The sequence below is a fragment of the Streptomyces sp. NPDC048566 genome (genome assembly GCF_043199735.1).
Lineage (GTDB): Bacteria > Actinomycetota > Actinomycetes > Streptomycetales > Streptomycetaceae > Streptomyces.
The window spans coordinates 39,813-54,083 of the sequence record NZ_JBICWL010000031.1 but is presented as its reverse complement, the minus strand read 5'-3'; the positions used below and the strand labels follow the sequence as shown (position 1 = coordinate 54,083).

At 75.2% G+C, this 14,271-nt stretch carries 7 protein-coding genes; 1 reads left to right on the top strand and 6 read right to left on the bottom strand.

Features of this window, described 5'->3' with window-relative positions:
- Position 1 precedes the first annotated feature (1 nt).
- The 5 genes from ACGFS9_RS29495 to ACGFS9_RS29475 are packed head-to-tail and all read right to left on the bottom strand — an operon-like array spanning position 2 to position 11,180.
- Positions 2 to 5,680 (bottom strand): type I polyketide synthase, encoded by a 5,679-nt coding sequence (locus tag ACGFS9_RS29495; protein WP_393257299.1) that lies wholly within the window; start codon positions 5,678 to 5,680, stop codon positions 2 to 4.
- 38 nt (positions 5,681 to 5,718) lie between these two features.
- On the bottom strand, positions 5,719 to 8,835 hold the full coding sequence (locus ACGFS9_RS29490) for a type I polyketide synthase (RefSeq protein WP_393257281.1): 3,117 nt from the start codon (positions 8,833 to 8,835) through the stop codon (positions 5,719 to 5,721).
- Between the two features lie 52 nt (positions 8,836 to 8,887).
- Positions 8,888 to 9,622 (bottom strand): thioesterase II family protein, encoded by a 735-nt coding sequence (locus tag ACGFS9_RS29485; RefSeq protein WP_393257280.1) that lies wholly within the window; start codon positions 9,620 to 9,622, stop codon positions 8,888 to 8,890.
- Positions 9,619 to 10,869, bottom strand: coding sequence for a cytochrome P450 (locus tag ACGFS9_RS29480; RefSeq protein WP_393257279.1), 1,251 nt, complete (start codon positions 10,867 to 10,869; stop codon positions 9,619 to 9,621). Before ACGFS9_RS29480 ends, ACGFS9_RS29485 begins: the two co-directional genes overlap by 4 nt.
- Positions 10,866 to 11,180 carry a phosphopantetheine-binding protein gene (locus tag ACGFS9_RS29475; RefSeq protein WP_393257278.1) on the bottom strand — a complete coding sequence of 105 codons (315 nt, stop codon included), beginning with the start codon at positions 11,178 to 11,180 and terminating at the stop codon, positions 10,866 to 10,868. The genes ACGFS9_RS29480 and ACGFS9_RS29475 overlap by 4 nt, the downstream gene beginning before the upstream one ends.
- Positions 11,181 to 11,596: 416 nt before the next feature.
- Between ACGFS9_RS29475 and ACGFS9_RS29470 the strand changes: the two genes are divergently transcribed.
- Entirely contained in the window at positions 11,597 to 13,096 is a 1,500-nt protein-coding gene (locus ACGFS9_RS29470; protein ID WP_393257297.1) for an FAD-dependent monooxygenase, read from the top strand.
- 386 nt (positions 13,097 to 13,482) lie between these two features.
- On the opposite strand, the gene ACGFS9_RS29465 is transcribed toward ACGFS9_RS29470, so the two are convergent.
- The gene (locus ACGFS9_RS29465) at positions 13,483 to 14,220 is read right to left on the bottom strand and encodes a thioesterase II family protein (RefSeq protein ID WP_393257277.1); all 738 of its coding nucleotides are present in this window, start codon (positions 14,218 to 14,220) and stop codon (positions 13,483 to 13,485) included.
- Between the last annotated feature and the right edge of the window lie 51 nt (positions 14,221 to 14,271).

The following is a 14,271-nucleotide window of genomic DNA, read 5'->3' as shown; positions in this document are numbered from 1 at the left end:
CCTAGCCGAGCTCGCGGTCGAGCAGCGCGAGCAGGTCTCCCGCCGACGCCGCGCTGATCCGGTCGGCGACACCGGCCGGTGATCCGGCGCCCGCCAGTGAACGGACTCGGCCCTGGAGCTCGCCGAGCAGAGTGGAAATGGTGGTCTGGTCCTGCTCCCCGAGGCGGACGAAGGCGTCCTCCAGGCGGGCGCCCAACTCCTCGATGTCGCGCGCCAGATGATCGGCCGGCGACTCGGGGGCGGCATCGGGTGCGGGAGCGAGACAGGTCGTCAGGAATCCGGCGAGGTCGCCGGGGTTGGGGTGGTCGAACACGAGGGTCGCGGGCAGTTTCACGCCGGTTGCCGCGGCGAGCCGGTTGCGCAGCTCCAGCGCGGTGAGCGAGTCGATGCCCAGCTTCCTGAAGGTGGCCGCGGGGCCGATCCTGGTGGTGTCCGGGTGGCCGAGCACGGCCGCGGTCTGCGTCCGGACGGTGTCCAGGAGCAGGGCCTGTGCCTCGGCGGGCGGCAGGGCGGAGAGCTGTTCGGCGAGGCCCGCGCCGCCCGGGTCGCCGGCAGGCGTGCCGTCCGCGGCCGGTGCGCCGCTCAGGGCCCGCAGCAGCGGCGATCCCATGGGCGCCGTGCCGTGCGCGGGCAGGCACAGCCGGGTCGGCACCAGCACCGGCCGGTCCGTGCGCAGGGCCGCGTCGAACAGGGCGAGTCCCTCCGCCGACGCCATGGGCTGCACGCCCTGGCGTCGCAGGCGGACGATGTCCGCCTCCGCGAGGTCGGCGCTCATCTCGCTGCGCTGGGCCCAGAAGCCCCAGCACAGGGAGGTGGCGGGCAGTCCGGCGGTGCGGCGGGCCTCGGCGAGGGCGTCCAGGAAGGCGTTGCCCGCCGCGTAGTTGGCCTGTCCGGCGGTGCCGAGGGTGCCGGCGACCGAGGAGTACAGCACGAACGCCGTCAGATCGAGATGCCGGGTGAGTTCGTGCAGGTGCCAGGCGCCGTAGGTCTTGGGCGCGAGGACGGCGTCGGTCCGGTCCTCGGTGAGGGACTCCACGGTCCCGTCGTCGAGGGCACCGGCGCAGTGGATCACCGCGGTCGGCGGGTGCTCGGGCGGCAGGCCGTCGATCAGCGCGGCGACGGACGCGCGGCGGGTGACGTCGCAGGCGACGATCTCGGCGTGGGCGCCCGCCTCGGCGAGGTCACGGGCCAGCCCTGCGGCCTCGGGGGCGTCCGCGCCGCGCCGGCTGGTCAGGACCAGGCGGCGAACGCCGTGCCGGGCGACGAGATGGCGGGCGAGGAGGGCGCCCAGGCCGCTGGTCCCGCCGGTGATCAGGACGGTCCCGGTCCCCAGGTCGGGCGTGCCCGGCCGCTCGTCGGGCGCCGGGGACGGGCCGGTCAGGGCGGGGGCCAGGGCGGGGATGGTCACGGCGCCCTCGCGGATGCGGAGTTGGGCCTCGCCCGTGGCGGCGGCCCGCACGATCAGGGACTGGGAGGCGGGCAGGCCGTCGGTGTCGACGAGGGTGAAGCGGCCGGGGTTCTCGGTCTGCGCGCTGCGCACCAATCCCCAGACGGCCGCCGCGACGGGGTCCGGGGCCGCGCCCGGCCCGCCGCACGCGTCGCGGGTCACCACGACCAGCCGGCACCCGGCGAACCGGTCGTCGGCCAGCCACTCCTGGGCCCGGCGCAGCACCCGGCGCACGGCCCGGGAGGCGGCGGCGGGCGTGTGGTCGCCGGAGTCGGCTCCCGGGTGGTCCGGGTCCGCCGGCCCGCCGGGGCCAGCGTCCTGGTCCGCGGGGACGTCCGCGTCAAGACCGGTGAGGACGTACGCGGGAACGCCCGCGTCCGATGCGGCGAGTTCCGCGAGGGTGGCGGCGTGGACGCCCGCATCGCGGGCGGCGACGGCGCCGGGGGCCGCCAGGACCGCGTACGGTTCCGCGGCGGTGTCGGCCGGCAGCTCACGCGGGGTCCAGTCGACCTGGAACAGCGCGTCGCGGACGTCGAAGCTCAGCTCGGTCAGCCGGGCGGCGTCGGCGGGGCGCAGGGTCAGTGCGGCGACGGACGCGACCGGCTTCCCGGTGGTGTCGGACAGGCTGACCGACACGGCGTCCGGTCCCGCGGGCGCCAGCCGGACGCGCAGGGTTCCGGGGCGGGCCGGGGCCAGCCGCAGTCCCTCGTAGCGGAAGGGCAGGCCGCCCTCCGGCGCGGAGGAGGCGTCGGCGGCCGGGGCGAGGCCGGCCGGGAGCAGTGCCGCGTGCAGCGCCGCGGGGTGGATGCGGAAGCGCCCGCTCTCCGCGCCGTCGGCGGGCGGTTCGACCTCCGCGAACAACACGTCGCCCTGACGCCAGGCGTGTTTCAGGCCGCGCAGCAGCGGGCCGTGCCGGAGGCCGAGCGCCTCCAGGCGGGCGTACTCGGCGTCGAGGGGAATCTCGGTGGCGCCGGCGGGCGGCCAGGCCGCCGAGGGGTGGCCGGCCGGCGCGGCGTCGGTGGCGGCGCCCGTGCCGATCCTGCCCACCGCGTTGCGGGTCCAGCGGCTCTCGCCGTCGCCGCGCGAGTACACGCTCACGCTGCGGTCGGCGCCGACGACGACCCGCAGGTCGCGCTCGGTGCTGCGGGACAGGACCAGCGGTGTCTCCAGGGTGAGGTCCTCGACGACCGGGCAGCCGGACTTGTCCGCCGCCCAGGCGGCGAGTTCGGCGGGCACCGAAGCGGGCGCGAGGATCGCGCCGTGGACGGTGTGGTCGGCGAGCCAGGGGTGGCGTTCGAGCGAGAGCCGGCCCCGGGCCACCAGCCCCGTGCCGCCGGCTTCGGCGGCGTCGCCGGTGCCGCCGGGGAGGTCGATCACGGCGTCGAGCAGCGGGTGGTCCGAGGTGCTCGCCGTGGTGGACTCGGCGGGGGTGTCCAGCCAGTAGCGGCGGCGCTGGAAGGCGTAGGTGGGAAGTTCGGTCCAGGTCTCCTCGCGGCCGGGGAAGGCCGCCTCCCAGTCCACCGGGGTGCCGGCGACGAAGATCTCGGCGGCGGACCGGTAGAGGCGGGCGAATCCGCCCTCGCCGCGCCGCAGCGAGCCGACCGCGCGGCCGTCGGCGTCGGGCGTGGTGTCGATGATCTCCTGGATGTTGAGCGTGAGCAGCGGGTGCGGGCTGATCTCGACGGCGGTGCTGTCCCGGAGGTCGGCGGCGAGGCATCGCATGGCGGCCTCGAAGCGGACGGGTTCGCGCAGGTTGCGGAACCAGTAGGCGGTGTCGAGGTCGGCGGGGTCGACGAGGCCGCCGGTCACGGTGGAGTAGATGGGGACCGGTGTCGGCCGGGGCGTGATGCGGCCGAGCCCTTCGGTGAGGCGCTGTTCGAACCGGTCCATCAGGCGGGAGTGTCCGGGGACGCTGGACTTCACCAGGCGGGCGCGGGCGCCTTCCGCCTCGCAGGCGGCGACGAGTTCCTCGACGGCGGTGTTCTCGCCGGACACCGTCGTGGAGTTGGGCCCGTTGACGGCGGCGATGCCGACCCGGCCCGACCACCGCTCCAGCAGCCGGGCCACCCGCCGCTCGGGGAGCAGGACCGCGGCCATGGTGCCCTCCCCCGCGGCGGTGGCCAGCAGCCGGGACCGCAGGGCCACGATCCGGCAGGCGTCCTCCAGGGTGAGGGCGCCCGCGACGTGGGCGGCGGCGATCTCGCCCTGGGAGTGGCCGACGACCGCGTCCGGCGTCACCCCGAGCGAACGCCAGACCTCGGCCAGCGAGACCATCACGGCGAACAGGGCCGGCTGGACGACGGCGATGTCCTCCAGGTCGGCCGCCTCCGGGCCGCCGCACACGGTGTCGATGAGCGGCCAGTCGACCCAGGGTCGCAGCGCTTCGTCACAGGCGCGCAGCCGTTCGGCGAAGACCGGGGAAGTCTCGAAGAGTTCGCGGCCCATGGCGGTCCACTGGCCGCCCTGGCCGGGGAAGACGAAGACGGTGCGGCCGGGCTGTCCGGCGACGCCGGACACGAGGGAACCCGCGGTGCCCTCCTCGCCCGCCGCGGCGGCGGCGAGACCGGCGAGGAGTTCGTCGCGTCCGCCGCCGATCACCACCTGGCGGTGGTCGAAGAGGGAGCGGGTGGTCACCAGGGCGCGTCCGACGCCGTCGAGCGGTCCGGTGGAGGAGGCGACGGCGTCGTGCAGCCGGCGGGCCTGCTCGCGCAGCGCCTCCGGCGACTTGGCCGACAGCACCCAGGGCAGGGCGCCGCGAGGCGTGGCCTCCGCGGCGGCGGTCGCCGGCAGTCCCTCGGGGCGGGCCGGTGCCCCCTCGGCCGCCGACGGCCGTCCGGGGGCCGCGGGTGCCTGTTCGAGGATGAGGTGGGCGTTGGTGCCGCTGATACCGAAACTGGAGACACCGGCGCGGCGCGGGCGGTCGTCGCGGGCGGTCCAGTCGCGCGGCTCGGTGAGCAGTTCCACCGCGCCGGACGTCCAGTCGACGTGGCTGGAGGGGCGGTCGACGTGCAGGGTGCGCGGCAGCACGCCGTGCCGCATCGCCATGATCATCTTGATCATGCCGCCGACGCCGGCCGCCGCCTGGGTGTGCCCGATGTTCGACTTCAGCGAGCCCAGCCACAGCGGCTCGTCCGCCTCCCGGCCCTGCCCGTACGTGGCCAGCAGGGCCTCCGCCTCCATCGGGTCGCCGAGCCGGGTCCCGGTGCCGTGCGCCTCGACGGCGTCCACCGCGCCGGCCGGCAGCCCGGCGTCGGCGAGGGCCGCCTCGATGACGCGTCGCTGCGCCAGTTCGTTCGGTGCGGTCAGGCCGTTGGACGCGCCGTCCTGGTTGACGGCCGAACCGCGGATCACCGCCCACACCCGCCGGCCGTTGCGCACGGCGTCCGAGAGCCGCTCCAGGACGAGGACACCCGCCCCCTCGGAGAAGCCGGTGCCGTCGGCCGCGTCGGCGAACGCCTTGCACCGGCCGTCCTGCGACAGCCCCCGCTGCCGGGCGAGTTCCACGAACATCCCCGGAGTGGGCAGGGTGGAGACTCCGCCCGCCAGAGCCAGCGTGCACTCCCCCGACCGCAGCGACCGTACGGCCTGGTGGACGGCGACGAGCGAGGAGGAGCAGGCGGTGTCGGTGGAGACCGCGGGCCCCTCCAGGCCGAGGACGTAGGCGACCCGGCCCGACGCGACGCTGGTGTAGGTGCCCGCGATCGCGAACCCCTCCACCTCGCCCGCGGCCCCGCCGCCCATCCGCGGACCGTAGTCGACGGCGTACAGCCCGGTGAACACCCCGGTCGCCGAGCCGCGCAGGCGGGCCGGGTCGATCCCGGCGCGCTCCAGCGCCTCCCACGAGGTCTCCAGCATGAGCCGCTGCTGCGGGTCCATGGCCAGGGCCTCGCGCGGGCTGATGCCGAAGAACGGCGCGTCGAAGTCCGCGAGTCCGGGCAGGAAGCCGCCGGTGCGGGTATACGTCCTGCCGTGCGCCTCGGGATCGGGGTCGTACAGGGCGTCCAGGTCCCAGCCCCGGTCGTCGGGGAAGCCGCCCATCGCGTCGACCCCGTCGGACACGAGGTCCCACAGGGCTTCGGGGGACTCCACGCCGCCCGGGAAGCGACATCCCACCCCCACCACCGCGATGGGCTCGCGCGCGGACTCCTCCAGCTCACGTACCCGCTCGCGCAGGTCCCGCGCGTCGCCGACGGCGCGTCGCAGATAGGACCGGAGCTTGTCGACTTCCTCCACCAGGGCCTCCCCAACAGTTGACATGACGAACGGTGTTGCTACACGTATCCGCGGTCGATCAAGGCGTACAGGTCGTCGTCGCTGCGGCTCTCCAGGGCCAGGCCAGCGGCCTCCTCGGCCGCCTCGACCGCGCGCTGCGCCGGGTCCGGGGTGTCGGGCGGCGGCTGGACGAGGGAGAACAGGTGGAGCGAGAGCGCCCGCGGGGTCGGATGGCTGAACGCCACGGTGGCCGCGAGCCGCACCCCGGCCGCCGCGGCGAGCCGGTTGCGCAGCGCCACGGCCGTCGACGACTCGAAGCCCAGTGCCTTGAAGGTCTCGTCGGGCCGGGCGGCCACCTGGTGCGCCGTCACATCCCGCTCTTGCGTACTCATCAAGGCGGCCGCCTCGGCGCACACCAGCGCCAGGGCCGCGGCCGGCGAGTCGGGGCGGTCGGTCGCGGAGCCCGCCGCGGGTTCCCCCGCCGCGCCGTGTCCGGCCGCCGGGCCGTCGTCGGGCGCGGTCAGCCAGTACCGCGAGCGCTGGAAGGGGTAGTGGGGCAGTGCGATCCGGTGCGGACGGGAGGCGGCGAACGCGCTCTCCCAGTCGACCGGGACACCGCGCACGTGCAGCCCGGCCAGCGAGCCGAGGATCTGGCCGGCGCTGCCGTCGCCGCGCTGCAGGGTACTCGCGAGCAGCGGTGGGACGGCCAGCGCGTCGGCCGCCTCCTCCATCGCCACCTGGAGCACGGGGTGCGGGCTGACCTCGACGAACACACCGCCGGCCGACCGCATGAGGGAGCCGACGACGTCGCCGAAGCGGACCATGGAGCGCAGGTTGTCGTACCAGTAGGAGCCGCCCAGCGCGCTGGAGTCCAGGACGTCGCCGGTCACGGTCGAGTGGAAGGTGACCGCGCAGCGGCGGGGCGTGACCTCGGCGGTGTCGGCGAGCACCCGCTCGCGGATGCGCTCGACGTGGTGGGAGTGGGAGGCGTAGTCGACCTTGACGCGCCGCACCCGCACGCCCTCCTCGGCCGCCGCGGCGGCGAACGCGTCGAGCGCCTCGTCGTCGCCCGAGATCACCACGGATGCGGGCCCGTTCACGGCGGCGACCGACAGGCGTCCGGACCAGCTCTCCAGCCGGTCGGTCACCCAGGCGCGGGGCGCGGCGACCGCGCTCATCCCGCCGAGGCCGGCCAGTGAGATCAGGGCCTGACTGCGCAGCGCGACGATCCGCGCCGCGTCGGGGAGGGAGAGGGCGCCGGACACGCAGGCGGCGGCGATCTCGCCCTGGGAGTGGCCGACGACCGCGTCCGGCGTCACCCCGTGGGAGCGCCACACCTCGGCCAGCGACACCATCATCGCGAACAGCGCCGGCTGGACGACGTCCACCCGCTCCAGGGAGGCGGCCGACGGCTCGCCCCTCACCACGTCCTGCAACGACCAGTCCACCCAAGGCCCGAGGGCACGGGCGCAGGCGTCGATCGAGCGGGCGAACACCTCGGACTGGGCGTACAGCAGCCGTCCCATGCCGGCCCACTGCGATCCCTGGCCGGGGAACACGAACACGACCGGTCCGGCCGGTGCGTCGACCGTGCCGCGCACGACGCGTGCGCCGTCGCGGCCGTCCGCCAGCAGGCCGAGACCGGCCAGCGCCTCGGCACGGTCGTCGGCCAGCACGACGGCGCGGTGCTCGAACAGTGTCCGGGTCGCCAGCAGCGAGTGGCCCACGTCGGCCCGGGTCGCGGAGTGGTCGGCGGCCAGCCGGTCCCGCAACCGGGCCGCCTGCTGCTCCAGGGCGCCGGGCGAGCGGGCGGACAGCAGCCACGGCAGTGTTCCCCCGGCGCCGGCCGCGCCCGGTCGCGCGGGGGCGGCGGCCGGTCCGGGCTCCGGGGCCTGTTCGAGGATCACGTGGGCGTTGGTGCCGCCCATGCCGAACGCGGACACCCCCGCGCGCCGGGTCCGGCCGGCGGGCTCGGGCCAGGGCCGCGTGGCGCACGGCACGTCGAAGTCGTCGCCGAAGGAGGGGATCGCCGGGTTCGGCGTCGAGAAGTTGAGACTGGGCACCAGCTGCCCGTGTTCGAGGCACAGCGCCGTCTTGACGAAGCCGGCGATGCCCGCGGCCGGCTCCAGGTGGCCGATGTTCGTCTTGACCGAGCCGATGGCCAGCGGGCGGGTGCGGCCGTCGGGCCCGGCGGCCGCGCGGAGTCCGGCGATCTCGGCCGGGTCGCCCATCCGGGTGCCGGTGCCGTGGGCCTCGACGTAGTCCAGGCTGTCGAAGGGGACGTCGGCGCGGCGCAGTGCGGCCCGCACGGCCGCCGCCTGGCCCTCGGGGCTGGGGTCGGGCATCCGGGTCGTGGCTCCGCCGCTGCCGACGCCCCAGCCGCGGACGACGGCGTGGACGGGGTCGCCGTCGGCGAGGGCGAGGTCGAGCCGCTTGAGGACGACGAACGCGCCGCCCTCGCCGCGGGCGAAGCCGCTGGCCCGCTCGTCGAAGGTGAAGCAGCGGCCGTCGGGCGACAGGGCGCCGAGGTTGGCGAGGCCGAGGCCGGCCCGGGGGTCGGTGATCAGGTGCACGCCGCCCGCGATCGCCATGTCGACGGCGCCGGATGCGATCCGCTCGCAGGTGAGGGCCAGCGACACCAGCGAGGAGGACTGGCCGGAGTCGGCGCAGAAGCTCATGCCGCGCACGTCGAACAGGTTCGAGATGCGGTTGGCGATCAGGGCGCCGCTCGAACCGAGCGCCGCGTAGTGGTCGTCCTGGTCGCTTCCGGAGAGGGTGCGCAGCAGTTCGTAGCCGGAGGGCGCGGTGCCGACGACGACGTCGACGTCCCGGCCGGCGAGTGCGCCGGCCGGCATGCGCGCGTCCTCCACGGCCTCCCAGGCGAGTTCGAGGGCGAGTCGCTGGGCGGGGTCCATCGCGGCCGCCTCGGCGGCGCCGATGCCGAAGAAGCCCGCGTCGAAGCCGTCGACGGCGTCGAAGAAGGACCCGGTGGTCACGGTGGCGGCGTCCGGGTGGGCGGTGAGGTCGCCGCGGGCGTCGGCGGCCCGGCTTTCGGGGAACCTGCCCAGCGTGGAGCGGCCGTCGGACAGCAGGCTCCAGAAGGCGTCCAGGTCCTCGACGCCGGGGAAGCGGCAGGACATGCCGACGACGGCGATTCCGGTGGCTCGGCCACTCATGCGATTTCCTTCCCGTTCCCTCGGTGCGCCGCGGCGGCGCAGTGCACGGCGCTCACCGCTCGCGGGCGAGCGTCGCGAGCAGGTCCGCGGGCGCGTCCATGAAGTCGTAGTGGCCGCCCGGGACGACGTGGATCTCGACGGAGTCCGCGTAGCGGCGCCAGCCCTGGAGCTGCTCCAGGCTCACGTCGGGGTCCTCGCTCCAGTGCAGGACGACGACGGGGCAGTCGATCGCGGCGGGCTCGGTGCGCCGGTAGGCGGCCGCCGCGGCGTGGTCGCGCGCCAGGACGAACATGCCCATGTCGATCATGTCGGGGCGGGGCTCGATGCCCCGGCCGCGCAGGAACGCCGCCAGTTCGGCGCGCAGGCCGTCCTCGCCGAGGGTGAGCATCCGGTCGCCCGCGGCCTCGTGGGGAGCCGGCTGGCCGGAGACGAACAGGCGCTCCGGCGTGGGCAGGCCGAGTGCGGCCAGCCGCAGCACGGTCTCGTAGGCGGGCAGCGCTCCGGCGCAGTGGCCGAAGAAGGCGAACGGCTCGTCGAGCAGGGGGGCGAGAGCCTCGGCGAGCGAGGCCGCGAGGTCCTCGTAGGTGCCGTAGTGGGGGTGCGCCAGCCGGTTCTCCCGGCCGGGGAACTGGAGCGGGACGACCTCGGCGTCGCCCACCGTGGCGGGCCAGGCGCTGAAGGCGGACGCTCCGGACCCGGAGAAGGGGAAGCAGAACATGCGCGGCACGCCGGGTGTGGGCGGCCGGACGAACCACGGCGAGGTGGCGAGGGTGGATGCCTGGGTCATGGTGTCGGCCGTTTCTGGGCGGCGATCGGCAGGTGGGTCATTCCGGCGATGAAGTACGACCGCAGGTGCTGGGCCTCGCCGGCCGGTTCGACGGACGCGAACCGCTGGAGGAGTTCCTCGAAGAAGACGCGCAGGGTCAGGCGGGCCAGGGGGGCGCCGATGCAGAAGTGCGGGCCGAAGCCGAAGGCCACGTGCCGTTTGGCGTTGTCCCGGGTGATGTCGAAGGTGTGGGGGTCGGCGAACCGGGAGGCGTCCCGGTTGGCCGAGCCGATCCACGCGACGACCGCGCCGCCGGCCGGGATGGTGCCGCCGGCGATGTGCACGTCGTCGACGGCGTAGCGCATGAAGTTGCAGGCGGCCGAGGTCCAGCGCAGCCCCTCCTCCACCAGCTGGGGGACGAGGGTGGGGTCGGCCTGGGCCTTGTCGAACTGCTCGGGGTGCTCCATGAGGGCCTGCACGGTGCCCGAGACGGTGTGCGGCGTCGTCACGTTGGCCCCGAGCAGGATGCTGTAGCCGTCGAGGGCGATCTCCTCGTCGGTCAGCGGGGCGCCCCCCGGGCGGACGCTCATGAGGTGCTGGAGGAGGCTGTCGTCCTCCTGACCCGACGCCCGCCGCCGCTTGACCCAGTCGGTGACGTAGGTGACCAGTTCGTGGTGGGCGATGGCGAGGGTGGCGGCCTCGCTGCCCAGCAGGAAGTGCCGGTCCGACGGCGCCGTCACCATCGCGGTGAGCTGGACGAGTTCCTCCCAGTCCCGGCTCGGGATGCCCAGCAGGGGGCCGGTGACGATGGCCGGGAGGAGCAGGGCCCGCTCGGCCAGGTCGAACGGCTCGCCGTCGAGGGCCGGTTCGAGGAAGCGCACCACGGAGGCGCGGATGGACTCCTCCCAGGACCGGACGGCCCGGGCGGTGAGCTTGGCGCCCAGCGGCCGGCGGACCTCGGTGTGCCGGGGCGGGTCGGTGGAGGTGAGCAGGACCCCGGCGGCGACGTCGTCCTGCCCGAGATGGGTGGGGACGGTGCCGCGCTCGGAGGTGAACTCCCGGTGATCGCCCAGGACGCGGCACACGTCCTCGTAGCGGGTGACCGACCAGAACTCCCGCCCGTCCGGCAGGACCTGGTGGTGCAGGGGCGCCCGGTCGCGCATCACGTCCCAGACGGGGTGCGGGTCGCCGGAGCTGTAGAGGTCCAGGTCGAACAGGTCGAGGGCGTCGAGGTCGACGTCGCGCGCGGGCCCCGGCGTGAGCCTCACGCCGCCGCCCTCCCCTGCTCGATCAGCTCCGCGACCCGGGTCGGGGTCTGCGCGAGGTAGAAGTCGCGCACGGACAGCTGGACGCCGTAGTCCTGCGCCACCCGCTCGATGATCTTGATGCCGCTCAGCGAGTTGCCGCCGAGGGCGAAGAAGTCGTCCTCGGTTCCGACCTCGGGGCAGCCGAGCACGTCCGCCCACAGCCGGGCGAGATCCGCTGCCAGAGGGGCCTGCTCGTCCGGGGGCGCGGTCCGCCCTTGCGTGGTCGCGTCCTGTCCGTCCTGCGGGTGGATCACCTGCGGCGCCGATTCCATTCGACCGTGTTCCCTTCTTCCGCCGATCGGGAGTGCCAGCCCGCGACTCCGGCGCGATGCGCATCTGACGCACCGTCATTGAAGTCGCGGTCGCGGGAGGTCCGGTGCGCCGTCCCGCCGGCGAGACACTTCGCCGCGTGGCCGAAGGGAGTGTCACCCGCGGACGGCCCGGACCACACCGGGGTCGGCACCCCTCCCCCTGACCCGAGGTCCGGGTGGCGGACGCCGCGCATCTCCCGCGCCCCGCGGCCGGCCGGGCCCGTCCCGCCGGCGGGACGCGGCAAGGCACCCGGTGCGCCCCGGGCAGGGCCCCGCCCACCGCGTTGACCACCCGGTGCCCGCGCCCGAACGTGGGCACGGAACAACGACGTTGAAGGCCAGGCGGAGGCGAGGGGAACGACGTGACGGAGACCGGCATGGACGCCGAGGTGGTGATCGCGGGTGCCGGGCCGACGGGCCTGATGCTCGCCTGCGAGCTGCGGCTCGCGGGCGTCGACGTGATCGTGGCCGAACGGCTCGCCGAGCGCACGGGCGAATCGCGGGCCGGCGGGATTCATTCGCGCACCCTGGAGGTGCTCGACCAGCGCGGCATCCTGGACCGCTTCCTCGACGAGGGCGAACTCCAGCCGGTGGGGCACTTCTCGGGCCTCTACCTGGACTTCGAGGAGGCCGAGTCCCGGCACCCGTATCCGCTGATGATCCTTCAGTCCGCCATCGAGCGGCTGCTGGAGGAACGCGCCGCCGAACTCGGCGTCCGGGTGCGCAGATCCAGCGCCGTGAGCGCGATCGCCCAGGACGCACACGGCGTGCGCGTCACCCTGGAGACGGAGGGCGACGAGGCCGTCACGCTGCGCGCCCGCTACCTCGTGGGCTGCGACGGCGGACGCAGCACGGTGCGCAAGCTGGCGGGCATCGACTTCCCCGGCACCGAGGCCACGATGACCGCGCTCATCGGCGACGTCGAACTGCCCGACCTGCCCGAGGACTACGTCTGGATCCGGCGCTGCGCGGGCGGCGACTACTCGGCGATCGCCTTCGAGCCCGGCTGGTACCGGGTGATCACCTCCGAGTACGACCGGGTCGCGGACCGCGACGAGGCGCCCACGTTCGAGCAGCTGCGCGCCTCCCTGGTCCGGCTGGCGGGCACCGACTTCGGCATGCGCGCCCCGCGCTGGATCTCCCGGTTCAACGACGCGGCCCGGCAGGCCGACCGGTACCGCAGCGGGCGGGTCCTGCTGGCCGGCGACGCCGCGCACATCCACTTCCCGGCCGGCGGCCAGGGCCTCAACATGGGCGTGCAGGACGCGGTGAACCTGGGCTGGAAGCTGGCCTCGGTGGTGCGCGGCCGGGCGCCTGAGAGCCTGCTGGACAGCTACCACGCCGAACGCCATCCCGTCGCCGAGCGCGTGCTGAACAACACCCGCGCCCAGTCGGCGCTGGCCCGCCCCGGGCCGCAGTCGGACGCGCTGCGCGAGGTGTTCGGCTCCCTGATGGTCTTCGACGACGTGAACCGGCATCTGCGGCACATGCTGACCGCGCTCGACCTCCGCTACCCGGCGGACGACGGCCACGTGCTGTCGGGCCGCCGGGTCCCCGACGCCGACCTCAAGAGCCCGCAGGGCGCCACGGCCGTCAGCGAGCTGCTGCACGCGGGACGGCCCGTCCTGCTCGACCTGGGGGCGGGAGCGGCGGTGCGGGCGGCCGGCGAGGACTGGGGGGACCGCCTCGACGTGGTGGAGGCGCGCAGCGAGGACGAACACTGGTTCGTCCCGGCGGTCGGTGAGATACCCGCGCCCGCCGCGCTCCTGATCCGTCCCGACGGCCACGTGGCCTGGGCGACCGGTGACGGCACGCCCGACACGGCCGCCCTGCGCAGGGCGCTGACCACCTGGTTCGGGCCGGGCGGGAGCATCTGACGGCACCCTTGGCGAAGGCGGCCGGCGCGACCTCCACGGGTCGCGCCGGCCGCCTTCGCCGTGCCCGGACGGGCACGGCGCGCACTGCCGGGGCGGGGTGGCTCCGTGTCCGCGACCCGGCGGGGCGGCACCGGCGGGCGGCGCACGCACCGGCTGCCGGTCGGCCCGCCCGGGTACGCGGTCGGCGTTCCGTCCGAGAGGCGACGGATCGCCGCCGGCATGCCGGAGCCGTCCCGGCACGGCACGCCGGGACGGCTCGGTACGGACGGGGGCGGACGGCCGGGCGGGTCGGCCCTCCCGGGACGCGGCGCCGAGGCGACCGTCCCGGCCGGCCCCGGCCTGCGGGTCCGGACGGGACGGTGGCACCAGCCGGTGGAAGCCGGCTCTCAGGCCCCGTCGGCGGCGGACTGCGCCGCGATGGCGTCCAGTACCTCGCGCCCCTGGTCCACGAGGTACATGTGGTCGCCCGGGAACTCGGCGTAGTCGAAGCCCGCCGTGGTGGCCGCCTGCCACTGCCGGCCCTCCTCGGCGGTGACCAGGCCGTCCCAGGCTCCGCGCAGCGAGAGGATCGGCACGGAGACCGGAGTGTCGGTGCTCGGGACGTAGTTCTCGTGCATCTCGCAGTCGGCCTGCAGCACCGGCAGGATCAGTTCGCGCATCTCCGGGTGGTCGAGCGCCTCGTGACGGAAGCCCGCGAACTCCTCGACACGGGCGAGGAACTCCTCGTCGGGCAGTCCCGTCGCCCGGCGCTCCCGCTGGGTCCACGGGCCCGGTGAACCGCTGACGACGAGCCCTTCCACCCGCACCCCGCGGCTGCCCAGCAGATGCACCAGCTCGTAGGCGAGGACGGCTCCGAGGCTGTGCCCGAAGAGCACGGTGCGGGCGCCCTCGCCGAGGTCGGCGACGATGTCGTCGACGGAGCCCTTGGCGGCCTCCACGACGTTGCGGTACGGCGTCTCCAGGATGCGCCGTTCCCTGCCGGGCAGTTCGACCGACGTCACCCGCCACCGGCCGGCGGACAGGTCCCGCCAGGGGTGGAAGAACGACGGTCCCGCTCCCGCGAACGGCACGCACAGCAAAGTGGTCTCTTCCCGGCTCTGCGCCGGCGTTCCGGCTCCGCTCACCGCGGGCCACCCCCATCGGGTCGATGTGTCGGTCGGACGGACCGGTGCGGG

What these genes read in the sequence shown, in the direction of transcription:
- ACGFS9_RS29490 (WP_393257281.1), bottom strand. Translation starts at nt 8,835, where the DNA reads ATGAGTGGCCGAGCCACCGGAATCGCCGTCGTCGGCATGTCCTGCCGC.
- ACGFS9_RS29485 (WP_393257280.1), bottom strand. Translation starts at nt 9,622, where the DNA reads ATGACCCAGGCATCCACCCTCGCCACCTCGCCGTGGTTCGTCCGGCCG.
- ACGFS9_RS29475 (WP_393257278.1), bottom strand. Translation starts at nt 11,180, where the DNA reads ATGGAATCGGCGCCGCAGGTGATCCACCCGCAGGACGGACAGGACGCG.
- ACGFS9_RS29470 (WP_393257297.1), top strand. Translation starts at nt 11,597, where the DNA reads ATGGACGCCGAGGTGGTGATCGCGGGTGCCGGGCCGACGGGCCTGATG.